22 protein-coding genes are annotated in these 24,120 nt (G+C 65.3%); 14 read left to right on the forward strand and 8 right to left on the reverse strand.

Going from position 1 to position 24,120, the window contains the following annotated elements; genetic code table 11:
* Positions 1–34: 34 nt before the first annotated feature.
* From xdhC to xdhA, 3 genes are read right to left on the reverse strand one after another with little or no spacing between them, the layout of a single operon-like run.
* Positions 35–883, reverse strand: a complete 849-nt coding sequence (xdhC, locus tag THI_RS08080; protein WP_013105763.1) for a xanthine dehydrogenase accessory protein XdhC — start codon at positions 881–883, stop codon at positions 35–37.
* Positions 880–3,309 carry a xanthine dehydrogenase molybdopterin binding subunit gene (gene xdhB, locus THI_RS08085; RefSeq protein WP_013105764.1) on the reverse strand — a complete coding sequence of 810 codons (2,430 nt, stop codon included), beginning with the start codon at positions 3,307–3,309 and terminating at the stop codon, positions 880–882. Before xdhB ends, xdhC begins: the two co-directional genes overlap by 4 nt.
* Positions 3,310–3,319: 10 nt before the next feature.
* Positions 3,320–4,912 carry a xanthine dehydrogenase small subunit gene (gene xdhA, locus THI_RS08090; protein WP_013105765.1) on the reverse strand — a complete coding sequence of 531 codons (1,593 nt, stop codon included), beginning with the start codon at positions 4,910–4,912 and terminating at the stop codon, positions 3,320–3,322.
* A gap of 147 nt (positions 4,913–5,059) precedes the next feature.
* Here xdhA and THI_RS08095 point away from each other — a divergent pair, with 147 nt between their 5' ends.
* From THI_RS08095 to THI_RS08125, 7 genes are all read left to right on the forward strand, one after another.
* Positions 5,060–5,986, forward strand: a complete 927-nt coding sequence (locus tag THI_RS08095) for a LysR family transcriptional regulator (protein ID WP_013105766.1) — start codon at positions 5,060–5,062, stop codon at positions 5,984–5,986.
* A 95-nt stretch (positions 5,987–6,081) separates the two neighbouring features.
* The gene (locus THI_RS08100) at positions 6,082–7,389 is read left to right on the forward strand and encodes an NCS2 family permease (protein WP_013105767.1); all 1,308 of its coding nucleotides are present in this window, start codon (positions 6,082–6,084) and stop codon (positions 7,387–7,389) included.
* 10 nt (positions 7,390–7,399) lie between these two features.
* A complete protein-coding gene (gene guaD, locus THI_RS08105; protein ID WP_013105768.1) occupies positions 7,400–8,749 on the forward strand; it encodes a guanine deaminase in 1,350 nt (449 codons plus the stop codon).
* A gap of 115 nt (positions 8,750–8,864) precedes the next feature.
* Positions 8,865–10,409 (forward strand): ABC transporter ATP-binding protein, encoded by a 1,545-nt coding sequence (locus THI_RS08110; protein ID WP_013105769.1) that lies wholly within the window; start codon positions 8,865–8,867, stop codon positions 10,407–10,409.
* Positions 10,396–11,451, forward strand: coding sequence for an ABC transporter permease (locus THI_RS08115; RefSeq protein WP_013105770.1), 1,056 nt, complete (start codon positions 10,396–10,398; stop codon positions 11,449–11,451). Before THI_RS08110 ends, THI_RS08115 begins: the two co-directional genes overlap by 14 nt.
* Before the next feature lie 12 nt (positions 11,452–11,463).
* Positions 11,464–12,384, forward strand: coding sequence for an ABC transporter permease (locus THI_RS08120; RefSeq protein WP_013105771.1), 921 nt, complete (start codon positions 11,464–11,466; stop codon positions 12,382–12,384).
* A gap of 63 nt (positions 12,385–12,447) precedes the next feature.
* Positions 12,448–13,542, forward strand: a complete 1,095-nt coding sequence (locus tag THI_RS08125; RefSeq protein ID WP_013105772.1) for a BMP family ABC transporter substrate-binding protein — start codon at positions 12,448–12,450, stop codon at positions 13,540–13,542.
* A 61-nt stretch (positions 13,543–13,603) separates the two neighbouring features.
* Here THI_RS08125 and THI_RS08130 read toward each other — a convergent pair whose 3' ends face one another.
* Positions 13,604–14,305, reverse strand: coding sequence for a pirin family protein (locus THI_RS08130; protein WP_013105773.1), 702 nt, complete (start codon positions 14,303–14,305; stop codon positions 13,604–13,606).
* Between the two features lie 123 nt (positions 14,306–14,428).
* Here THI_RS08130 and THI_RS08135 point away from each other — a divergent pair, with 123 nt between their 5' ends.
* From THI_RS08135 to THI_RS08145, 3 genes are all read left to right on the forward strand, one after another.
* Complete coding sequence (locus THI_RS08135) at positions 14,429–15,499, forward strand: adenosine deaminase (protein ID WP_013105774.1); 1,071 nt, start codon at positions 14,429–14,431, stop codon at positions 15,497–15,499.
* A gap of 8 nt (positions 15,500–15,507) precedes the next feature.
* The gene (locus THI_RS08140; RefSeq protein ID WP_013105775.1) at positions 15,508–16,080 is read left to right on the forward strand and encodes a DUF1415 domain-containing protein; all 573 of its coding nucleotides are present in this window, start codon (positions 15,508–15,510) and stop codon (positions 16,078–16,080) included.
* A 76-nt stretch (positions 16,081–16,156) separates the two neighbouring features.
* Positions 16,157–17,146, forward strand: a complete 990-nt coding sequence (locus THI_RS08145) for a dienelactone hydrolase family protein (RefSeq protein WP_013105776.1) — start codon at positions 16,157–16,159, stop codon at positions 17,144–17,146.
* 25 nt (positions 17,147–17,171) lie between these two features.
* Here the strand turns inward: THI_RS08145 and THI_RS08150 are convergent, their stop codons facing one another.
* The 4 genes from THI_RS08150 to THI_RS08165 form a co-directional block, all read right to left on the reverse strand.
* A complete protein-coding gene (locus tag THI_RS08150; protein WP_013105777.1) occupies positions 17,172–17,606 on the reverse strand; it encodes a universal stress protein in 435 nt (144 codons plus the stop codon).
* 25 nt (positions 17,607–17,631) lie between these two features.
* A complete protein-coding gene (locus THI_RS08155) occupies positions 17,632–18,066 on the reverse strand; it encodes a universal stress protein (protein ID WP_013105778.1) in 435 nt (144 codons plus the stop codon).
* A 118-nt stretch (positions 18,067–18,184) separates the two neighbouring features.
* Entirely contained in the window at positions 18,185–19,048 is an 864-nt protein-coding gene (locus THI_RS08160) for a sulfurtransferase (protein ID WP_013105780.1), read from the reverse strand.
* Positions 19,049–19,146: 98 nt separating this feature from the next.
* Positions 19,147–20,253, reverse strand: a complete 1,107-nt coding sequence (locus THI_RS08165) for an aromatic ring-hydroxylating oxygenase subunit alpha (RefSeq protein WP_013105781.1) — start codon at positions 20,251–20,253, stop codon at positions 19,147–19,149.
* Between the two features lie 132 nt (positions 20,254–20,385).
* Here THI_RS08165 and THI_RS08170 point away from each other — a divergent pair, with 132 nt between their 5' ends.
* Genes THI_RS08170 through dxs form a run of 4 tightly spaced genes read left to right on the forward strand, consistent with a single transcriptional unit; the run spans position 20,386 to position 24,120 of the window.
* Positions 20,386–20,652, forward strand: a complete 267-nt coding sequence (locus THI_RS08170) for an exodeoxyribonuclease VII small subunit (protein WP_013105782.1) — start codon at positions 20,386–20,388, stop codon at positions 20,650–20,652.
* A complete protein-coding gene (locus tag THI_RS08175) occupies positions 20,639–21,619 on the forward strand; it encodes a polyprenyl synthetase family protein (RefSeq protein ID WP_013105783.1) in 981 nt (326 codons plus the stop codon). The genes THI_RS08170 and THI_RS08175 overlap by 14 nt, the downstream gene beginning before the upstream one ends.
* Positions 21,620–21,664: 45 nt before the next feature.
* A complete protein-coding gene (locus tag THI_RS08180) occupies positions 21,665–22,165 on the forward strand; it encodes a disulfide bond formation protein B (protein WP_013105784.1) in 501 nt (166 codons plus the stop codon).
* A gap of 41 nt (positions 22,166–22,206) precedes the next feature.
* The gene (gene dxs / locus THI_RS08185) at positions 22,207–24,120 is read left to right on the forward strand and encodes a 1-deoxy-D-xylulose-5-phosphate synthase (protein WP_013105785.1); all 1,914 of its coding nucleotides are present in this window, start codon (positions 22,207–22,209) and stop codon (positions 24,118–24,120) included.

A 24,120-nucleotide genomic window follows, 5' to 3' on the forward strand; every position in this document is an offset into this window, starting at 1 on the left:
CGCGGGGCGGGCTGGCGCCTGCTCAGCTTGTCCGTCAGCCTGCTTGTTTGCCGACCTGTCCGGCAACCTGAAGCAACTGCGCCGCCACCGAGGCGGCGATCACCTCTGGCGCCTTGCCCGGAATGCCGGGGATGCCCACTGGGCAGACCAGCCGCTCCAGCGCCGACTCGGAAACACCGCGTTCGCGCCAGCGCCGCAGAAAGCGCGCGCGTTTGGTGGCGGAGCCGATGAGGCCGAACCAGCCGATGTCGGCGCGTCGCAGAATGGTTTCGCCCAGGTGAAAGTCGAGGTCGTGACTGTGGGTCATCACCAGATAGAACGCGCCGGGCGGCGCGGTGGCGATTTCGGCTTCCGGGGCGTCCACCGCCAGCACGCGCAGCGTGGAGGGCCACTCGCCGCCGACTTCGGGCGCGAAGGCGTCTAGCGGAAACTCCTGCTCGCGCTCATCGATCCAGTCGATGTGACAAGGCAGCGGCCGCAGGGCGCGCACCAGCGCCCGACCGACATGGCCCGCGCCGAAAAGCTGCAGATGGAACAGCGGGACGGGAACGGGAAGCGCGCTGCTGGTCGCGAGCTCGTAGCGAAGCTCGACGTGGCCGCCGCAGCATTGCCCGAGTGCGGGGCCGAGGGCGTGGCTTTCGAGGTGGGGTTCGGCCGCAGCCCCGGCGGCCCAGCGCGCCCGCAGTTGCCGCGCGGTGGCGATGGCCTTGTATTCCAGATGTCCGCCGCCGATGCTGCCGCGGGTTTGTGTGGTGCCCACCAGCATGCAGGCGCCTTGTTCGCGCGGCGCGGAGCCGCGCACCCGGCTGAGGGTGACGCAGACCCAGGGCGTCTGCGCGGGTTCGCCGTCAAGCAGGTTGAGCGGTGCGGGTTCGCGTTTCATGGCGCTGTCGAACTCTGCTGGATGCGCACCGCCTCGATGGCGTCGAGGATGGCTTCAGGTGTGGCTGGCGCGCGCAGCGGTGGGTCGGTGCCATGGTCGCCGACGGCGGAAATGGCATCGCGTATCGCCAGCAGCACCGAGAAGGGCAAGAGCAAAGGCGGCTCGCCCACGGCCTTGGAGCGATGGATAGTCGGCTGGGCGTTGGGGTTATCGAACAGCGCGGTGCGAAACGAGGGCGGGCAGTCGTTGGCGGTGGGAATTTTGTAGGTGCTGGGGGCGTGGGTGAGCAGCCGCCCGGTTTTCGCCTGCCACACCAGTTCTTCCGTCGTGAGCCAGCCCATGCCCTGAATGAACGCGCCTTCGACCTGCCCGATGTCGATGGCCGGATTGAGCGACCTCCCGGCATCGTGCAGCAGATCGGCGCGCAGCAGGCGCCATTCGCCGGTGAGGGTATCGACCAGCACTTCGCTGACCGCGGCGCCGTAGGCGAAGTAGTAGAACGGGTGGCCGGTCAGCGTCTTGGCATCCCAATGCAGGTCGGGCGTGGTGTAGAAGCCGTCGCTCCACAACTGCACCCGGGCCAAATAGGCCTGCTGCACCAGGGCGGCAAAGGGCAGGGTGGTGTTGCCCGCGTGCACCATGCCACCGCTGAAGCGCACCGACTCGGTGCGGCCGCCGTGCTGTTCGGCGGCGAACGCCGCCAGGCGCTGGCGCAGGGTGCGCGCGGCGTCGAGTGCGGCCATGCCATTGAGGTCGGCCCCGGTAGAGGCGGCGGTGGCCGAAGTGTTGGCCACCTTGTGGGTGTCGGTGGCGGTGCAGCGCACGGCGGCGAAATCCAGCCCCAGTTCCTCGGCGACGACTTGCGCCACCTTGGTGTTCAGCCCTTGCCCCATTTCGGTGCCGCCGTGGTTCACCAGCACGCTGCCATCGGTATAGATGTGAACGAGTGCGCCCGCCTGGTTCAGGTGCACGACATTGAACGAGATGCCGAACTTGACCGGGGTGAGCGCCAGCCCCTTCTTGAGCACCGGGCTGTGGGCGTTGAAGCGAGTAATGGCGGTGCGGCGCGCAGCGTAGTCGGCGCTCTGCACCAGCTGGTCCACCAGCGGGGAGATGACGTTGTCGGTCACGCCCTGGCCGTAGGGCGTGTGGTTGTTCCGGCCGATGCCGTAGAAATTGGCGCGGCGGACCTGCAGCGCGTCATGCCCCAATTTGCGCGCGATGGAGTCGAGCACGAATTCGGTGACGAGGGCGCCTTGCGGCCCGCCGAAGCCGCGGAAGGCGGTGTTGCTCTGGGTGTTGGTCTTGGCGACGAAACCGTGGATGGCGACATTGGGCAGCCAGTAGGCGTTGTCCACATGACAGATGGCCCGGGTGAGCACCGCGCCGGAGAGATCGGCGGAATGCCCGGCATTGGCGATCAAGGTCACCTCGTAGGCGAGGATGCGACCGTCGTCATCGAAGCCCACGGCGTAGTCGTACTCGAAACCGTGGCGCCGGCCGGTGATGAGGAAGTCGTCGTCGCGGTCGAGCCGCAGCTTCACCGGCTTTTGCAGCAAGTGGGCAGCCAGCGCCGCGCAGCAGGCGAATTGCGCCGACTGCGATTCCTTGCCGCCGAAGCCGCCGCCCATGCGTCGGCATTCCACCTGCACCTGATGCTGCATCCACCCCAGCATGTGGGCGACGACATGCTGCATCTCGCTGGGGTGCTGGGTGGAGCACAGCACGCGCAGCCCCGAGTTTTCGGTGGGCATGGCATAGGCCACCTGGCCTTCGAGGTAGAACTGCTCCTGCCCGCCCACGCTCAAGCTGCCTTGCAGGCGATGCGGGGCGCAGGCCATCGCCCGTTCGAGTTCGCCGGGCGCCGTCTCGCGCGTCAGGTGCATGGGGGGCAGCACATATTGGCCCTGGGCATGGGCTTCGCGGGCGGTGAGCACCGCCGGCAGGGCCTCGGTCTGGATCACCTCACGTGCCAGGGCCGCCGCGCGGCGCGCGAGGGTCTGCGTGGTGGCCACAACCAGGAAGACCGGCTGACCGACGAAGCGCAGCGTGCCGTCGGCCAGAATGGGATCGTCGTGCACCACGGGGCCGCAGTCATTCGTCGCCGGAATGTCGGCGGCGGAGAACACGGCCACCACGCCGGGCTGGGCGCGCAGGCGGGCGAGGTCGATGCCGAGCAGCTTGCCGTGCGCCAGGGAAGAAAGCCCCAGCGCCGCGTGCAGTGTGCCGTGCAGTTCGGGCGCGTCGTCGGTGTACGTGGCCTGACCGCTGACGTGTAGATGCGCCGATTCGTGCGGCGGGCTAACTCCGACTCGGGCGCCCTCGCGCAGGGCGGGCCATTCGGCTTTGCTCCACGGCGTGTTGTCCTGGCGGGAAAAGTTCGGAATGGCGGGAGATCGGGCTAAGAGGTCGTGGGGTTTGTTCATGGTGCGGTCCTCAAACCGTGTGCAGCGCTGGTTGAAGTTCCGCCCAGACGCGGGTCTGGCTGGCAGGCAGGGGCGCTTCGAGACGGGTTTCCAGCCAGAATCGCCAGAGCAGATTGCGCGCCACGCGCTGCCGATGGACGCTGCTGGCGCGCAGATCGGTCAAGGGCTGGAAGTCGGCGTCGAGCGCCTGCATGGCCGCGCGCACGCTGGCTTCACTCCACGGTTCGCCCAGCAGCGCGGCTTCGGCCTGCGCCGCGCGCTTGACCACCGCGGCCATGCCGCCGAAGGCCAGACGCGCATGGCTGACGCGGCCTTGCGCATCCAGCCGCAGGGCCAGGCCGCAGCTCACCGCCGAGATGTCACAGTCGTAGCGTTTGGAGAGTTTGTAGGCGCGCAGCCGCAGCGCCTGCCGCGGGGTTTCGCTCGGGGTGGGCAGAGGCAACTCGATGGCCCGCAGGAACTCACCGGGCTGCAGGGCGTTTTTCATATAGTCGAGATAGAAATCTGCAAGCGGCAGCCGTCGCAGGGTCGGCCCGCGCTGCAGCAGCAGTACGGCGTCGAGCGCGAGCAGCACGGGCGCGCTGTCGCCGATGGGTGAGCCGTTGGCCACATTTCCGCCGAGAGTGCCGGCGTGACGAACGGGCGGCCCGGCGAAGCGCAGCGCCATCTCGCGCAGCTCGGACCAGTGCTGCACCAGCGCAGCCCAGGCATCTTCCAGCGGCACGGCCGCGCCGATGCGAAGCTGGGGGCCGTCGTGTTCCACCTCATGCAACTCGCGCACATCGCCCAGATAGAGCAGATCGCCCACATCGCGGAACTGCTTGTTGGTCCACAGGCCGATGTCGGTGGCGCCAGCCAGCAGTCTGGCCTCTGGCCGTTCGGCCCGGACGGCGGCAAAAGCTTCAAGGGTGCGTGGGGCAATGAAATGGTCGATGCGGGGTTGACCGCGCGCATCGGGATAGGCGGGGTTGGGCGCGGCGTGCACAAAAGGCTCGGTCGTGCGCTCAGCAATCTGGCGCAGCAGCGCGGCAAGGGGCTCGGGGTCGAGCCGCGCCGCTGGCGCCTCGAACATCGCCTGACCCGCATCGAGAATAGGGCGGTAGCCGGTGCAGCGGCACAGATTGCCCGACAGGTCGTCGGCGAGTTGCTGCCGCGTGGGCCGCGTGCCCGCGCCCTGGTGGCGCTCGTAGCTTGCGTAAAGCGACATGGCGAAGCCGGGGGTGCAGAAGCCGCACTGTGAGCCGTGGCAATCGACCAGGGCCTGCTGCACCGGATGCAGCGGGCGGCCGGGGGCGAGTCGCTGAAGGTCTTCGACAGTCAACAGCGCCTTGCCATGCAGAGTGGGCAAGTAGCGGATGCAGGCGTTGATCGGACGCAGCTGCAACGATCCCACGGTCACCGCGGCGCAATCTTGATTGATGCTATCGGCCAGCTCCGCCACGACCACGGTGCAGGCGCCGCAATCGCCTTCGGCGCAGCCTTCCTTGGTGCCGCACTGGTGCACCTGCTCGCGCAGCCACTGCAGCACGGTGGTCGTGATGGGCAGACCGCTGATTTCAGTGATCTGGCCGCGATGGACGAAGCGGATAGGTTGGGTGTTCATGGCAGATAGCGGGCCATCAGGCGGTGAATAGGTGAAAACAGAGTGAAGCACGATGCTGCAAGTATTGGGCCACGATCCGGCGCGATTGACATATGCTGAACTGTATACAAAACATGCGAAGCGGCTGATGCCGCAAGGGGCTGCACCATGAACAATGCGCTGGACTCCATTGACCTGCATCTCATCCGGGTACTGCATACCGTGCTGACCGAATCCAACGTGTCCCGCGCCGCCATGCGGCTGGGCTCGACCCAGCCCGCCGTGAGCGCCGCGCTGCGTCGCCTGCGCGGCATCACCGGCGATGAACTGCTGGTGCGCAGCGGCAATGCGATGGTGCCCACGGCCTTCGGCGCCAGCCTGATCGAGCCGAGCGCCTGCATCCTGCGGGAAGCGCAGCGCTTGCTCGGCGGCGCCAGTCCGTTCGATGCGATGCACAGCACGCGGCAGTTTCGCCTTGTGGCGGCCGACTATATGGACCCGGCCTTTCTGCCGCAGCTCATCGCCACGCTCAAACGCGAAGCGCCGCTGTGCGGGGTGGACGTGCTGCCGTTGTCGGCCACGCTGGATTACCGCCGCGCGCTGGCCGCTGGCGATGTCGATGCCGTGCTGGGCAACTGGCTGGAGCCGCCGCAGGATCTGCACCTTGCGCCGCTGATCGAAGATGAAATCGTCTGTCTGGTTGCCGCCGATCACCCCGCGCTGCGGCGCGGTCTGGATCTGGAGCAGTACCTGCAGGCCGAGCATGTGGCGCCGTCGCCGCTGCGCGCCGTGGGCGAGGGCGTGATCGACCAGCACCTGCACCATCTGGGGCTGCAACGCAACGTCACGGTGCATTGCGCCTTTTTCAACCTGATTCCGGGGCTGGTGGCGCGCAGCCTGCTGGTGCTCACCACCGGGCGCCGCTTCTGCCAACGCTATGTGGATGCCGGTTTGCCGGTACACATCCTGCCCTGCCCGGTGCCGTTTCCGCCGCTGACCTATTACTTGCTGTGGCACGCCCGCGTGCATCTGGACGCCGCGCACCGCTGGCTGCGTGCGCATATTCGTGAGGCCGCCGACCCCCGACCGGGCTGACCTCCTTCTCAACTCCTTATCAACCCCGCGCCGATGCGGCACGGGCCTATCGACCTCGCCACCCTGAGCGAGGCGTTAAACCCAGGAGACTGTTCATGAATCTGCAAACTTTGTTCAAGCTCGATGTGCACGGCACCGATGTGCGCACCGAGATTCTGGCGGGGGTGACGACCTTTCTCACCATGTCGTACATCATCTTCGTCAACCCGTCGATTCTGTCGACCACGGGCATGGACGCCAGCGCCGTGTTCGTCGCCACCTGTCTGGCGGCGGCCCTGGGCACATTCATCATGGCCTTCGTCGCCAACTGGCCGATAGGACTGGCGCCGGGCATGGGGCTGAACGCCTTTTTCGCCTTCACCGTGGTCAAGGGGATGGGCTTCACCTGGGAGCAGGCGCTGGGGGCGGTTTTCATCTCCGGCTGCATCTTCATTCTGCTGACCATCACCGGCGTGCGGTCGTGGCTGGTGGCGGGCATTCCGAAGTCGCTGCGCAGCGCCATTGCGGCAGGGATCGGCATGTTCCTGGCGATCATCGCGCTGTCGAACGCGGGGGTCGTGGTGGCGAATCCGGCCACCAAGGTGGGGCTGGGCAATCTGGCCTCGCTGCCGGTGGTGCTGGCAGCCGGCGGCTTTCTGCTGATTGCGCTGCTCGATTACTGGCGGGTGCGCGGCGCCATTCTCATCGGCATCGTGGCGGTGACGCTGGCCAGCATGGCGCTCGGGCTGACCCAATATCACGGCATCGTGTCGATGCCGCCGAGCATTGCGCCGACCTTGTTCAAGCTCGACATTCTGGGCGCGCTGCATGCCGGGTTTTTTCACATCATTCTGGTGTTCGTGCTGGTGGAAATTTTTGACGCCACCGGCACGCTCACCGGCATCGCCCGCAAGGCCGGGCTGCTGAAAGACGGTGCCAAGGACGGCCAGAGCGGCCTCGGGCGCGCGCTGTTTGCCGACAGCCTGGCCATTTTCTCCGGCTCGCTGCTCGGCACCAGCAGCACCACGGCTTATATCGAAAGCGCTTCCGGCGTGCAGGCGGGTGGCCGCACCGGGCTCACGGCGCTGACCGTGGGCGTGCTGTTTCTCGCTGCGCTGTTCATCGCGCCGCTGGCCGCCGTCGTGCCCGCTTACGCCACGGCCCCGGCCTTGCTCTACGTTGCCGGGTTGATGATGCGCGAGTTGCTGGAGATCGACTGGAGCGACATTACCGAATCGGTACCCTCGGCGCTGGCGGCGCTGATCATGCCGTTCACCTATTCCATCGCCAACGGCCTGGCGTTCGGCTTCATCATGTACGCCGCGCTCAAGCTGCTGACCGGGCGGGCACGCGAGGTGCATCCGGCCCTGTGGGTGGTGGCGGGGTTGTTTTTGCTGCGCTACGCGCTGTTTCCCTCCGACTGACTGACGATCGATGACTGCTGTGAACACTTTGGCCTCTACCGTCGCCCCCGGCCAAGCTCGCATGGCCTTGCGCGGCGACATTCTCTACTTCCTGCGCGACCCCGGCTGGAGCGAAGACGCCACCGGCGCCGTGCGCTTCGAGCCCGACGGCTGGCTGCTGATCGAGCAAGGCCGGGTGCATGCGGTGCGGCCCGCCGACGAGCCCCCCGACGCGAGCTGGGCGCGGCAGGACTGGCGCGGCCATCTGGTGATGCCGGGCTTCATCGATACCCATGTGCACGCGCCGCAGCTCGATGTCATCGCCTCCTTCGGTGCGGCGCTGCTCGACTGGCTGGAGCGCTACACCTTCCCGGCCGAAGCGCGCTACGCCGACCCCGAGCTGAGCCAACTGGGCGCCGAGCGTTTTCTGCAGGCGCTGCTGGCGCACGGCACCACGTCGGCGCTGGTGTTCGCCACGGTGCACAAGACCAGCAGCGAGGCGCTGTTCGCAGTCGGTCAGCGGCTGGGCATGCGGCTCATCACCGGCAAGGTGCTGATGGACAGCAACTGCCCGGCCGACCTGCGCGACGATGTGGTGCAGGCTGAGCAGGACTGCATCGATCTGATCGAGCGCTGGCATGGTGTCGACCGCCTGGCCTACGCCGTGACCCCGCGCTTCGCCGCCACCAGCAGCGCTGCCCAACTGACCATGGCCGGTGGCTTGCTGCAACGCTACGCCCAGCGCGCCGGCGGGCTTTATATGCAGACGCATGTGGCCGAAAACTGCGACGAAGTGCGCTGGATCGCCGAGTTGTTTCCCGACAGCCGCAGCTACCTCGACGTCTATGACCGCCGCGGTCTGCTCACCCGCCGCAGCATTCTGGCGCATGGCATCTGGCTCGACGATACCGACCGGCAGCGCATGGCGCAGACCGGCAGCAGTATCGCCTTCTCGCCTTCGTCCAACCTCTTTTTGGGCAGCGGCCTGTTCGACTGGGCCAAAGCCGAGGCTGCAGGCGTGAGCGTGGCCCCGGCGAGCGATGTGGGCGGCGGTACCAGTCTGTGCCAGTTGCGCACCCTGGCCGATGGCTACAAGGTGCTGGCGCTGCAGGGCCAGCGTATGACGGCCTGGCAGGGGCTTTACGCCGCCACCCGAGGCGCGGCGCGCGCCCTCGATCTCGAGCACGAAATCGGCCACTTCGCCCCCGGCACCGCGGCGGACGTGGTGGTGTGGCGCTGGGCCGAGGGTGCCGTGCAGCAGCGGCGGCAAGACATGGCACGCAGCTTGCATGAGCGTTTGTTCGCGTGGATGCTACTGGCCGACGAACGCAATGTCGCGGCCACCTATGTGCTGGGGCAGTTGCGATACCGGCCGGGATAGAGCCAGCATCAGGCCAGCATCAGGCCAGCATCGTTTGGGGCTGCGGGCCGCATCTGCGCAAGGTCAGGTATAGGACAATCCGGCATTCCGTCTTTCCGCTTCATTCGATTTCCCCATGCGGCTCGCGCTCGAACACATCAGCAAGTCCTATCCCGGCGTCAAGGCCAACGACGACATCAGCCTGGCGGTGCAGCCCGGGGAAATCCATGCGGTGCTGGGCGAGAACGGCGCGGGCAAGTCCACGCTGATGAAAATCATCTACGGCGCGGTGCAGCCCGATGCCGGGAGTATCGTGTGGAACGGCGCGTCCGTTCGCATGAAAAACCCCGGCATGGCCCGCGAGCTGGGCATCGCCATGGTGTATCAGCACTTCTCGCTGTTCGACACCCTCACCGCCGCCGAGAACATCTGGCTGGGACTGGGGCGCGGTGTCAGTCTGGCAGACATCGAAACCCGCATTGCGGACATCTCGGCGCGTTACGGGCTGGACTGCGCGCCGCGCCGCCCCGTGCACACCCTGTCGGTCGGTGAGCGCCAGCGGGTGGAGATCATTCGCTGCCTGCTGGCCGATCCCAAGCTGCTCATCCTCGACGAGCCGACTTCGGTGCTCACGCCGCAGGCGGTCGAAAAACTGTTCGTGGTGCTGCGCCAGCTCGCCGCAGACGGCTGCAGCATTCTCTACATCAGCCATAAGCTCGATGAAATCCGCAGCCTGTGCCACAACTGCACCGTGCTGCGCGGGGGCAGGGTGAGCGGCCGCGTCGATCCGGCCCAGGAAACCGAGGCCAGCCTGTCGCGGCTGATGATCGGCGCCGATCCGCCCGAGCTGCAGCACCGGCCGTCGCAGGCGGGCGAGGTGCTGCTGAAGGTGGACGATCTGGCCCTGCCGGGCGATGGCGAGTTCAGCGTGGCCATCGACCACCTCTCGCTGCAGGTGCGGGCCGGAGAGATTCTGGGCATCGCCGGGGTGTCGGGCAACGGCCAGCAGGAATTGCTCGCCGCGCTGTCGGGTGAAGACCGGCGCGCTCGCCCCGCGGCCGTGCTGCTGGCAGGTGAGCCGGTGGGAGCGCTAGGGCCGAGGCAGCGCCGCAAGCGCGGGCTGCACTTCATCCCGGAAGAACGCTTAGGAAGAGCCACGGTGCCGGTGCTGTCGCTGGAGCAGAACATGCTGCTGACCGCGCGCCCCGCCGAGGCGACGACGCGGGGCCTGATCCGCCGCCAGACCCTGCGCGAGCAGGCGCAGGCGGTCATCCAGCGATTTGGCGTCAAGGCCAGCGGACCGCAGGCCGCGGCGCGCAGCCTGTCGGGCGGCAATCTGCAGAAATACATCGTGGGCCGCGAAATACTCGGTCGTCCTCGCGTGCTGATCGTTGCGCAGCCGACCTGGGGCGTGGACGTGGGTGCGGCGGCGCAGATCCGCGCCGAGCTGCTGGCGTTACGCGACGGGGGCTGCGCTGTGCTGGTCATCTCGGAAGAACTCGACGAACTGTTCGAAATTGCCGACCGGCTGCAGGTGATGGCGCGCGGCAAGCTGTCGCCCTCCATCGCCCGTGCCGACGCCACGGTCGAGCAGATCGGCATGTGGATGAGTGGTCTGTGGCCGCAAGGCCCGGCCACTACCGCGCAAACCGCAACGGAGGTGGCCCATGTTGCGGCTTGAGCCCCGTGGCGTGCCCTCAAGGTGGATGGTGTGGCTGTCGCCGCTGTTGGCGCTGGGCATTACCGTGGCTTTCGGCGTGGGCATTTTTCTGGCCATGGGCAAGAACCCGGTCCACGGCCTGAGCATGTTTTTCTGGGAGCCGGTCAAGAGCGCCTACAACCTGTCGGAACTGGCGCTCAAGGCCACGCCGCTCATTCTCATCGGCTTGGGGCTTGCGGCCTGTTATCGCAGCAATGTGTGGAATATCGGCGCCGAAGGACAGTACATCCTCGGTGCGATTTTCGGCGGCGGCGTGGCGCTGCTGGCAGGCGACCACACCTCGCATGTCATCGTCCTGCCCATTTTGCTGGCCGGCATTCTGGGCGGCATGGTGTGGGCGGCGCTGGTGGCGGCACTGCGCGACTGGTTCAACGCCAACGAAATCCTGGTCAGCCTGATGCTGGTGTATATCGCGCAATACCTGCTCGACTACCTCGTCTACGGGCCGTGGAAAGACCCGGAGGGCTACAACTTTCCGCAGACCAAGATGTTTGCCGATCCCACGCTGCTGGGCCACTTGATTGAAGGCACGCGGCTGAACTGGGGTTTCCCCATCGCGCTGGTCTCAGTGGGTTTGGTGTGGCTGTTTTTGTTTCGCAGCGTGGCCGGGTTTCGGCTGCAGGTGGGCGGGCTGGCGCCGGGCGCGGCGCGCTACGCCGGGTATTCCTCGCGCAAGGCGCTGTGGACGGTGCTGCTGATGTCGGGCGGGTTCGCCGGTCTGGCCGGGGCGCTCGACGCCATCGGCCCGCTGCAGCAACTCACGCCACAGGTCTCGCAGGGCTATGGTTTCGCGGCCATCATCGTGGCCTTCGTCGGCCGCCTCAATCCGGTGGGCATCGTGCTGTCGGGCGCGCTGATGGCGATGTTCTACATCGGTGGCGAATTGGCGCAGTCGCGTCTGGGCCTGCCCAATGCGATGACGGGCGTGTTCCAGGGCCTGCTGCTGTTTTCGCTGCTCGCCTGCGATACCTTGATCTACGACCGCATCCGTTTCAAGCGCTGAAGGACATCACGCATGGATATGGCCGCTTCTCTCATCGCCACCACCCTGAGCGCGGGTACGCCGCTGGCGCTGGCTTCGCTCGGCCTGCTGATCAACGAAAAGTCGGGCGTGGTCAACCTCGGCGCTGAGGGCATGATGCTGATGGCCGCGGTCATCGGCTTTGCCGTGGCGCTGCACACCGGCAATCAGTGGGCCGCCTTCGGCGCGGGTGCCGTGACCGGCGCGCTGATGGCCGGCGCCTTGGGGCTGCTGGTGATCTGGCTCAACACCAATCAATACGCCACCGGGCTGGCGCTCACCCTGTTCGGCGCCGGGCTGTCGGCCTTTATCGGCATTGACTATGTCGGCAAGACCCTGCCCAACTTTCAGCCGTGGGACATTCCGGGGCTGAGCGATCTGCCCTTCATCGGCCCGGCGCTATTTCGCCATCATCTCATGGTGTATCTCACTGTGCTGCTGGCGCTTGGTCTGATCTGGTTTTTCGACCGTACCCGCGCCGGCCTGGTGCTGCGCGCGGTGGGCGAGTCCCCCGAATCGGCACATGCCCTGGGCTATCCGGTGCGGCGCATCCGCTTGCTAGCCTTGATGTGCGGCGGCGCGCTGGTGGGTGTTGCAGGCGCTTATCTTTCCGTGATCTACACCCCCTTGTGGGTGCAGGGCATGACGGCGGGGCGCGGCTGGATCGCGCTGGCGCTGACCACCTTCGCCACCTGGCGCCCGGCGCGCGTGCTGCTCGGCGCGTATCTGTTCGGTGGCGTGACCATGCTGCAGTTCTTTTTTCAGGGCAGCGGGGTGCAGATTCCGTCGCAATTCCTGTCGATGTTGCCTTACATTGCCACCATCGTCGTGCTGGCGCTGATGTCGCGCAACCCACTGTGGATTCGCATCAATATGCCTTCGTCCATCGGCAAGCCGTTCACTCCCGGAGGGTGAGTTTTTCTCGCACGCGGGCACGATTTTTGTATACAGTTTCACATCACTTTTACGGAGGACTCCATGTTGAAAACCCTGTTGAAAAAACCGCTGGTCGCGCTTGCGGCCGTGGCCAGTGTGCTGGCGATGAGCACGGTGCCTGCGCATGCCACCGATCCGCTGAAGGTCGGCTTCGTCTACGTCGGCCCGGTGGGCGATGCCGGCTGGAGCTTTGCGCACAACCAGGCTCGCCTGGCGCTGCAGGCTAAATTCGGCGACAAGATCAAGACGCAGTTCGTGGAGAGCGTCCCGGAAGGCCCGGATTCGGCGCGCGTCTTCCGCGATCTGGCGCAGCAGGGCGACGGCCTGATTTTCGCCACCAGCTTTGGCTATATGGAATCGGTGCTGCGCGTGGCCAAAGACTTTCCGAACATCAAGTTCGAGCATGCCACTGGCTATAAAACCGCCAAGAACGTCGGCACCTACGACGCCCGCACCTATGAGGGCGCTTACCTCGCCGGTGTGCTCGCCGGCGGCATGACCAAGACCAATGTGCTGGGCGTGGTGGGTTCAGTGCCCATTCCAGAAGTGATTCGCAACATCGACTCCTTCACCCTCGGGGCGCAATCGGTCAATCCGAAGATCAAGACCAAGGTCGTCTGGGTGAACAAGTGGTTCGATCCGCCGAAGGAAACCGAGGCCGCCACCTCGCTCATCAACCAGGGCGCCGACGTGCTGTTCCAGAACACCGATTCGCCCGCCGTGCTGCAGACCGCGGCCAAAATGGGCAAGTACGGTTTTGGCTGGGACAGCAATATGAGCAAATTCGGCGGTAAATCGCATCTGGCCTCGGCCACGATCAACTGGGCGCCGCTGTATGAAATGCTCACCGCCGAAGTGCTCAAGGGCGACTGGAAACCCGCGCAATACTGGTGGGGCATGAAGCACGACACCATTCAGCTGCAGGACATCAGTCCCGCCGTGCCGGAGGCGCTGAAAAAGACCGTGCTCGAGCGCGAGGCCGGTCTGAAGAACGGCAGCTTCAGCATCTGGAAGGGCCCCATCGTCGATCAGTCTGGCAAGACGATGGTGGCGGCGGGTCAGGTGGCTGACGACAAATTCCTCCACGGCATCACGTTCTACGTGAAGGGTGTGGAAGGCAAGGTGCCGGGGCAGTAAGCCACCAGAGTTTTGCTTGCTGAAAACGGGCCGGTGACTGCATGAGCCGGCCCGTTTTCATTCAGGCCGCGGCGTCGACCAGCACGACCTCCGCCTCTTCGAGGGCAGTCAGACGCAGCAGGGTTTCGTCGCGGATGGCAGCACCGTCGCGAGCTTGCAGACTCACGCCATTGACCTCCACCTTTCCCCGTGCAGGAACGAGATAGGCCCTGCGGCCCGCGCCCAGCGCGTACTCGACCGAGTCGCCTGCCTTGAGCGTTGCGCCCAGCACTCGGGCATCGGCGCGGATCGGAAGCGCTTCGGCGTCGTCTTTCATGCCGCTGGCCAGGGGGATGAACCGGCCGGATCGGTCGGTTTTCGGAAAAGGCTTGGCGCCCCAGGCCGGCGACTCACCGCGACGGTTGGGCAGAATCCAGATCTGAAAGATGGTCGTCGGGACGGCTTCCCGGTTGAATTCGGAATGCCGGATTCCTGTACCGGCACTCATCACCTGCACGTCACCCGCTTCGGTGCGCCCGCGATTGCCGAGGCTGTCTTCATGCGTGATGGCGCCCTCGCGGACATAAGTGATGATTTCCATGTCGGCGTGGGGATGCGGTGCAAACCCGGTCGATGGCGCGATGGTGTCGTCGTTCCAGACGCGCAGCGCCCCCCAGTTCATGCGCTGAGGGTCGTGATACCCGGCAAATGAAAAGTGGTGCCGCGTGTCCAGCCAGTCGAGGCGGTCGCCGCCGAGTTGTTCAAACGGTCTGCGTTCGATCATGCCGTGCTCCTGTTGGAAGTTGGATTTGTAAGGCACAACATAGTGCAAGGGCAGGGGGTTTGCAGGGCAGCAATTCGGGAGAAGGCAACTGCATTTCCAAGGCCTTGCTCCTAAACTGTGCGAATGATTTCAGACAACCTCACCCCGTCCCGTCCAGACATCGCCGCCTTGCCTGCCGAGCGCGTTGCCCATCTACTGCGCGCCAGCCCGAAGGCTGAATTGCATGTGCATATCGAGGGCACGCTGGAGCCGGAGTTGATCTTTGCGCTGGCGCAGCGCAACGGCGTGTCGCTGCCGTATGCCGATGTCCAGGCGCTGCGCAAGGCCTATGCCTTCAGCGACCTCCAGTCCTTCCTCGATCTGTATTACGCCGGGTGCGATGTGCTGCGCACCGAGCAGGATTTTTTCGATCTGGCCTGGGCTTATTTTCAGCGCGCCGCGCGCGATCATGTGGTGCGCGTGGAACCGTTTTTCGATCCGCAGAGCCATACCGTGCGCGGCGTCGGATTCGAGGTGTTCATGCCGGCCTTCATCCAGGCGGCGCAGCGGGCGCAGGACGAACTCGGTCTGAGTGTCGGCTGGATTGTGAGCGTGCTGCGCCACCTGCCCGAAGAAGACGCCTTGCAGACGCTCGACGCCGCGCAGCCCTGGCTCGACCATCTCATCGGCATCGGGCTCGATTCGTCCGAGCGCGGCAATCCGCCCGAGAAGTTCGCCCGCGTGTTCGCCCGCGCCCGCGAAATGGGGCTGTACGCCGTGGCGCATGCCGGTGAAGAAGGCCCGCCGGCCTATGTGCTGGGCGCGCTCGACGTGCTGAAAGTCGAGCGCATCGACCACGGTGTGCGCGCCAGCGAAGACCCGGCCTTGATGCAGCGTCTGGCCCGTGAGCAGATGCCGCTCACCGTCTGCCCGCTGTCGAATGTGCGGCTGTGCGTGGTGCCCGACTTGGCACAGCACAACCTGCCGCAGCTGCTGGCCGCTGGGCTGAAAGTCACGGTCAATTCCGACGATCCGGCGTATTTCGGCGGGTATATCAACGACAACCTGACCGAGTTGTTCGCCGCGCAACCCGCCTTGGGTGCGCCGCAGGCCTACGCGCTGCTGCGCAACAGCCTCGAAGCGAGCTTCGCCGCCAATGGCGACAAGGCGCTGTGGATCGCGCAGCTCGATGCGCAGTGGCGACAAGCCGCCTGACGCACGGCATGAACCGCCCGCAATCGCTCAACGATCCCGTCGTGGCGCAGACCCGCGCCTGGGTTGACCGCATGGTGATCGGGCTGAATCTGTGCCCCTTTGCCAAGGCGCCGCAGGTGAAAGGCCGTATCCGCTATGTCCATTGCGAGGCCACGACGCCCGAGGACTTGCTGAGCCGCCTCGGCGATGAGCTGCAACTGCTGATGCGTACCGCGCCCGACGAGGTGGAGACCACCTTGCTCATCCACCCGCACACGCTCGCACATTTCGCGCAGTACAACGCCTTTCTCGACGAGGCCGATGCGCGGGTGGAACAACTCGGCCTGCGCGGCATCCTGCAGATCGCCAGTTTTCACCCGCAGTATCGGTTTGCCGGCGCTCGCCCGAACGACGTGACCAACGCGACCAATCGCTCGCCGTTTCCCATGCTGCATCTCATCCGAGAATCCAGCATCGACCGAGCGGTGGCCGCTTTTCCAGAAGCGGCCGCCATCTACCATGCCAACCGGGCGACGATGCGCCGTCTCGGCAAGCAAGGCATCGCGGCCTTGCTGGCGCAGTGTCGGAGCGGGGCGGGGTAGGTCAATTTATCCCCATCTGCATCACTGGATTGGCTCGCTGTAGCATTTGCTCACATTTCGACGTGAGGAGACAGCGATGTGGAACGAAGATCTGAAGGCGCAATTCCAGAGTCTCGCACCGGGCCGTCCCGACGGCGAGTTGTCCCGGCGTGATTTCGTGCGTACCGCGCTGGGGGTGGGTTTCGCCGCAGCGGCAGGACCGGTGATCGCGCAGACCGTGGTGCAAACCTCTGTGGACGGCCTGCTCGCTGGAGAGGTGCGGATCGAATCCGGCGGCCAGAAGATTCCGGTCTACCGGGCGCAGCCCAAGGGCAAGACCGATCTGCCCGTGGTGCTGGTGGTGTCGGAGATTTTCGGGGTGCACGAGTACATCGCCGATGTCGCCAGGCGCTTCGCGCATCAGGGTTATCTGGCGCTGGCGCCCGATCTGTTCGTGCGGCAAGGCGACCCGATGGCCTATGGCAGCATCGCCGAGGTGATGAGCAAGGTCATCTCCAAAGTGCCCGATGTCCAGGTGATGCAGGATCTGGACGCCTGCCGAAACTGGGCGCTGGCCAATGGCGGCAAGGCGGGCCATGTCGGCATCACCGGGTTCTGCTGGGGCGGGCGCATGGTCTGGCTTTACTGCGCGCATGCGCCGGTACAGGCGGGAGTGGCTTGGTATGGTCGCCTGGTCGGCACGCCTTCTGATTTGGCGCCCAAGAACCCGGTGGATATCGTCAAGGAACTCAAGGCGCCCGTGCTCGGTCTTTACGGCGGCAAAGATCAGGGCATTACGCAGGAATCAGTCGAGCAGATGCGCAAGGCGCTTGCCGACGGCAGCGCTGCGGCCAAGGCGTCCGAAATCGTGGTGTATCCCGACGCCGGTCACGGTTTTCACGCGGACTACCGGCCCAGCTACAACGCCAAGGACGCCCAGGACGGCTGGAACCGCGCGCTGGCCTGGCTGCGTCAGCATCAGGTGGTTGCCGTAGCCGCCGCCGACGAGCCGCCGCAGGACGGCATGTGTCAGACGGAACGAGGGTTTCCGCAGACTTTTCCGGTGGACAAACTGCTCAGCGGCTGAGGTGGTTTTTGGGGTGCCTACGCCCTCAGCGAACGACCAGCACCGGCAGTTTGGAATGCGACAGAACCCGCGAGGTCTGGCTGCCCAGCATGGCCGAGGTCATGCCGCTGCGGCCGTGCGAGGCAATGACGATGGCGTCGCAGCCCTGCTTTTCGGCGGCGGCGAGCAGGCCGCGCCAGGCTTGGGCGTCTTCTTCCACCACGGTGTCGCAACTCAGCCCGGCCGCATTGATGCGCTCGCTCATGTGCTGCAGCGCCACATTGGCCTGTTTGCGCACTTCGTCCTGCCACTGGTCCATGCCGACGGGCATGACTTCGATCGCTCCGATGTAGGGATACAGATCGATGACCGAGCAGACGGTGATTTTGGAGCCGAATTTTTTCGCTAGCTCGATGGTGTAGGGCAGTGCCTTGTCCGCGAGCTCTGAGCCGTCGGTGGACAAGAGTAGATGGTTGAACATGGGAGTGCTCCTTTTGAATGGCTGGTCAGCGCAGGACCAGTACCGGAATGGTGGAATGGGTCAGCAGCTTCTGGGTTTCGCTGCCCAGTAGCAGGGCTTGCATGCCGCGGCGTCCGTGGGAGGCGATCACCACCAGATCGCAACCGCGCTCCTTGGCCACGTCGAGCATGGCTTTCCAGGGGTGGATGTCTTCGGCAATGATGGGCTCGAAGGCCAGATCAGCGGCCTTGCAGGCGTCCTGCAGGGGCTTGAGGGCGTCTTCAGCCTCTTGCGTGACGTGCACGCGGTACTGATCCGCCGTGATGGGCACGGTTTCGGCCAGGCCGGAGTAGGGATACGGGTCGGTGACGTTGAGGCCCACCACCGCAGCGCCACAGCTTTTGGCCAAAGCTACTGCATGGGGAATCACTTTTGCCCCGGTGTCGGAACCGTCGGTGGGGACGAGTATTTTTTTATACATATCGATCTCCGTTTAGAGTAGGTGAGCTGTAGGTGAACTGATCGGGATTGCGGTGGATATAAGCCTCAATCACTATCCATATGCTGCTCCTCGAATGTATTGGCGGGCTTGTTGCAGATCAAACCTTGCCGGGGGCGCGCCCGGTTGCCACGGGGCGTGCCGGATCGGCGCACCACTCGCTCCAGGAGCCGGGGTAGAGCAGGCTACCGTCCATGCCCGCGTAGGTCATCGCCAGCAGATTGTGGCAGCCCGTGACGCCGGAGCCGCAATGATGGATCACATCGCGCGGGTCCCAGTCTTCGAGCAGCGCGGTGAATTCTTCGCGCAATTGCTCGCGCGATTTGAAGGTGCCGTCGGGCTGCAGATTGGTCTGAAAGAAGCGGTTTTTCGCCCCGGGAATATGCCCACCGACCGGATCAATCGGCTCGACTTCGCCCGCATATCGCTCCGGCGCGCGCGCGTCCAGAACGAGGTGCTTGCCGCTGTGCAGGTTGACGAGCACGCCGCGCGCAGGCACGGCGCCCACCAGTGTGGGGCGACGTCTGAAGTCGCCCGGGACCCTAGCCGCTGGCGCCGTGCCCTCGCTCGTGCCGCCAGCGGCCGTCCAGACCTGCCAGCCGCCGTCGAGCACGGCCACCGCGTCGTGGCCGAGCCAGCGCAGCATCCACCACAGGCGCACGGCAAAGCTGCCTCCGGTTCGGTCGTAAGCGACGACCTGCTGGTTTTGGCGCAGGCCGAGTTGGGCGAGTCGGGCTGCGAAGGCGTCGGCATCAGGCAAAGGGTGCCGACCGTTGTGCCCGCTTTTTGGGGAGGACAGATCGCGGTCGAGGTGAAGAAAGATCGCGCCAGGAATATGGGCCAGGTCATAGGCCTGCTGGCCCGCTTCGGGCTGGGCGAGGTCATGACTGCAGTCGACGATGAAAGCGTCACGCAGTGCGGCCAGTTCGGAGGCGGTAATCAGGGTGGTGTAGTGTGAGGACATGGTGCGTAGCGTCTGTTCCGAAGCAGGGAATGCGAAACCATAAAGCAAAAACCCGCACGGTGGCTTCCGATGCGGGTTGAAAAGGGTCTGCAGCCCGCTCAGGCTGGAACCTGCAGTTTGTCGCGGTACCAGGCGTGGAAGTGGCGCATGCCGTCTTCCATCGGCGACTGGTAGGGGCCGTGCTGATCGTCACCGCGCTCAAACAGCGCTTTGCGGCCAGCGTCCATGCGCTCGGCGATTTCGTCGTCTTCTGCACAGGTTTCCATATAGGCCGCGCGCTCGGCCATGATGAACTCGCGCTCGAACGCTGCGATTTCTTCCGGGTAGAAAAACTCCACCATGTTCAGGGTCTTCTGCGGGCCCAGCGGGTAGAGCGTGGACACCACAAGCACATGCGGATACCACTCCAGCATGATGTTGGGGTAGAGGGTGAGCCAGATGGCGCCATGTTCGGGCAGCTTTTTGTCGGAGCGGAAGTTGAGTACCGCCTGATGCCATTTGCTGTACACCGCGCTGCCCGGGTGCTGCAGACCTTCATGAACGCCCACGGTCTGCACGCTCCACTGCGGCGCGAACTGCCATTGCAGCACGTTGCAATCGACGAACTTGCCCAGCCCGGGGTGGAAGGGCACGACGTGGTAGTCCTCCAGATAGACCTCGATGAAGGTCTTCCAGTTGTAGTTGCACACGTGCATTTCGGTGTGGTCGTGCACAAAGCCGGTGAAGTCGAACTCCTTGAGCACGGCCAGTTGCGCCATGGTCTGGGCCACGGGATAGCCGTTGTCCTCGAACAGCATGCCGTTCCAGCGCTGCAGCGGGTAGGTTTGCAGATGCAGGCAGGGGTCTTGCTCGAAGTGCGGGGCGCCGACGAGTTGACCGTCGAGACCGTAGGTCCAGCGATGCAGCGGGCACACGATATTCTTGCCCGTGCTGCCCATGCCGCGCAGCATCACGGCCTGCCGGTGGCGGCAGATGTTGGAGAGCAGTTCAATGCCTTCAGGCCCGTGAATCAGCGCGCGGCCTTCACCTTCCTGGGCGAGCGCGGCGTAGTCGCCGATCTTGGGTACCGTGAGTTCATGTCCGAGATAGCGCGGGCCGGAGCGGAATATCTGTTCCTGCTCCAGCTTGAACAAGTCGTCATCGAAATAGGTTGAAACCGGCAATTGCAAATGATCTTGCGACAGACGAATGCTCAGATCGGACATGATGGCGATGCACCTCCACAATTCGTTGAAAAGAACCCCTACCTAATGCAGCGGCCGATTGTAGAGTCCATGCTTCACGCCGAGCCGCGATGCCGCGCCTAAAATGGGCACTTCTCTTCCCTTCGCCACAAGATGCCCGCCGCCAAAACTGCCCGCCATGCCGATCAGGCCCCAGCCAGCTACGAACAGGCGCTGGCCGAGTTGGAGCAGATCGTGCAGGCCATGGAAGGAGGGCAGCTCAGCCTCGACGACACGCTGTCTTCCTACAAGCGTGGCAATCTGCTGCTGCAGTTCTGCCGCGGCAAACTGCAGGCGGTGGAGCAGCAGGTTCAGGTGCTCGATGGCGAGCAGCTCAAACCCTTGCGCACGGAACCCGATGAGGAGGATGACCGTGTCTGAGGTGCTGCAGTTGGAGAGCGTGCCACCGGGTTCCACCCAACCGGGCGTGCTGCCGCTCAACCACTCCTTTGATCACTGGCTGCACCAGCACCAGGCTCGGGCCCAGCAGTTGATCGAGCGCTTTGTGCCGCCGGAGCATCCGCTGGTGCCGCAGTTGCACGAGGCCATGCACTATGCCGCGGCCATGGGAGGCAAGCGCGTTCGCCCCCTGCTGGTGTGGGCGGCTGGCGAGTGTGTGCAGGCCGACGATCAGGCGCTCGACCGTGCCGCCTGCGCGGTGGAATTGGTGCATGCCTATTCGTTGGTGCACGACGATCTGCCCTGCATGGACGACGACGTGCTGCGGCGCGGCCAACCCACAACCCATGTGCGATTCGGCGAAGCCCTGGCGCTGCTAGCCGGAGATGCCTTGCAAGCCCTGGCCTACGAAGTGCTGACGCCCGAGGCAGACATCGCCCCGGCGCTGCAGGCGCGGCTATGTGCGCTGCTGGCGCGGGCTTCCGGCGCTGACGGCATGGCCGGTGGCCAAACGCTCGACATTCTTGCGACCGGAGGCGCGGTCAGCGGTGACGATCTGATGCATATGCACAGCCGCAAGACCGGCGCCTTGCTCAAGGCCAGCGTGCTGATGGGCGCAGCCTGCGGCGGGTTCGATACGGCGCATCCGGCGCAAACGTATACGGCTCTGGAAACCTATGGCGACGCCGTGGGCCTGGCCTTTCAGGTGGTGGATGACATTCTGGATGTCACCGCCGATTCACATACCCTCGGAAAAACCGCGGGCAAGGACGCGCAGCAAAACAAGTCCACCTACGTCTCGGCGCTGGGTCTCGACGCCGCGCGCAAGCTGGCGCATGGTCTGCGCGACAAGGCGCAGGCCGCACTCGACACCCTGCCGCCGCCGCAACGCGCGGCCAGCCAGCGCTTGCGCGAACTTGCCGATCTGATCGTGTTGCGCGAGCATTGACCTGGCCACACCTCGATTTCCTCATCTACTTAAGAGACAGTCGCTATGAATCAACGCCAAGGTGGCGCGCTCCCGGCTCTCGCAGCAGCCACTGCGCTGGGCACGCTGGGCGGGGCGCTCTGGCTGCAGCGCAAGGGGTTTGCCCCCTGCCCGCTGTGCATTCTTCAGCGCATGGCTTATCTGGGCGTGTTGATTTTTTCGCTTTCCGCCATCAGCCTGATGCGCTCGAATGCTCGGCTTGCCGCGCGTGTCGTGTTGGGCTTCGGAGTGCTCAGCGGCCTTGTCGGGCTGGGTTTTGCCGCCCGGCATATCTGGCTGGTTTTGCACCCGGGGCAGCTCTGCGGCCTTGATCCGCTGGCTGCGGTGATCAACCACTGGCCGGTTACGCAGTGGGCGCCTTGGATGTTTCGCGCAGATGGGCTTTGCGCCGATACCCCTTCGGTGTTCGGTTTGGCGCTGCCGTTCTGGTCTGCGGCCGGATTCGTTCTGGCGTCTGCCCTGCTGCTCGCCGCGATGTGGCGTCGCGCTTCCCCCCCAACACGCTGACTCAGGCGCCGCTCCACGCGTGGTTCCACGCTTCGCCCCTTATGACTGCTACGTTTTCTCTGCTGAACCGCATCGCCTCGCCTGAAGACCTGCGTGCGCTCGACCGCGCGCACCTGCGGCAACTGGCGGTTGAGCTGCGTGAATTCATTCTGCAATCGGTGTCGCGCACTGGTGGGCATCTTTCATCGAACCTCGGCACCGTGGAATTGACCATTGCGCTGCACGCGGTGTTCAACACCCCGCATGACCGACTGGTGTGGGATGTCGGGCATCAGACCTACGCCCACAAAATTCTCACCGGACGCCGCGAAGGCATGCGCGGTCTGCGGCAGAAGGGCGGCATATCCGGCTTTCCGCGCCGTGACGAATCGCCGTTCGATGCCTTCGGCACCGCCCATTCGTCCACCTCGATTTCGGCTGCGCTGGGTATGGCGCTGGCCGCTCAGCGCAAAGGCGAAGCGCGGCGCGTGGTCGCCGTGATCGGCGATGGAGCGCTCACGGGGGGCATGGCTTTCGAGGCGCTCAACAACGCCGGCGTGCATCCCGAGGCCGATCTGCTCATCGTGCTCAACGACAACGACATGTCGATCTCTCCGCCGGTGGGCGCGCTCAATCGCCACCTCACCGGCCTGCTGTCGGGCGGACTGTTCACCGCCGCGCGCAGCACCGCCAAGCAGGTGCTCAGCGCCGCGCCGCCTTTGCTCGGTCTGGCGCGCCGCCTGGAGGAATATGCCAAGGGGCTGGTGGCGCCTTCGCCTTTGTTCGAAGAGCTCGGGGTGAAGTATTTCGGCCCGATCGACGGCCACGACCTCGACGCGCTCATTCCCACCCTGCACAATCTGCGCGACATGCACGGCCCCATCCTGCTGCATGTGGTGACCAAGAAGGGGCAGGGCTACAAGCTGGCCGAGGCCGATCCGGTGGCCTATCACGGGCCGGGACGGTTCGATCCGGCCGTGGGGCTGGCGCCCGGCAAACCGGGCAAGGCGCCCACCTTCACCCAGGTGTTCGGTCAGTGGCTGTGCGACATGGCGCAGGCCGACGCGCGTCTGGTGGGCATCACGCCGGCCATGCGCGAGGGCTCCGGCCTGGTTGAATTTGCCGAGCGCTTTCCGCAGCGTTATTTCGATGTCGGCATTGCCGAGCAGCACGCAGTTACCTTTGCTGCCGGTCTGGCTTGCGAAGGCATGAAGCCGGTGGTAGCGATCTACTCCACCTTCCTGCAGCGCGGCTACGACCAGGTGATTCACGATGTGGCCATTCAGAATCTGCCGGTGATGTTCGCGGTGGACCGGGCCGGTGTGGTGGGGGCTGACGGGGCGACGCATACCGGCGCCTTCGACATCCCCTTCCTGCGCTGCGTGCCCAATCTCAGCGTGCTCGCCCCAGCGGACGAAAATGAGTGTCGGCAACTGCTCACTACGGCCTACCGCCACGATGGCCCTGCGGCCGTGCGCTACCCGCGCGGCAGCGGTGCTGGCGTGGCCGTGCAGACCTCGCTCACCGAATTGCCCTGGGGGAAATCGCAGCCGCGGCGCGCCAGTGCCGCCAAACCGGGACAGCGCATCGCCCTACTCGCTTTCGGCCCGGTGCTCTACGCCGCGCTCCAGGCGGCTGAAGAGTTCGACGCCAGCGTGATCAATATGCGCTTTGTGAAACCGCTCGATACGGCGGCGCTGCTGGCCGCTGCAAGTAGTCACGATGCCCTGGTCACCGTGGAAGAGGGGGTGGTTAGTGGCGGGGCGGGTTCGGCCTGTCTGGAGGCACTGCAGGCGGCGGGCGTTCTAATTCCGGTGCTCAACCTCGGTCTACCCGACGCCTGGCTCGAACACGGTGACCCCGCGCAAATCACCACTGACATCGGGCTGGACGCCGCGGGCATTGCCGCGAGCGTACGCAAACGCTTTGGCGCCTTGCTTCATCCCGCAGGCCGTCAGCGCGCGGCCAACGAATAA

The sequence above is a fragment of the Thiomonas arsenitoxydans genome (assembly GCF_000253115.1).
Classification (GTDB): Bacteria; Pseudomonadota; Gammaproteobacteria; order Burkholderiales; family Burkholderiaceae_C; genus Thiomonas; species Thiomonas arsenitoxydans.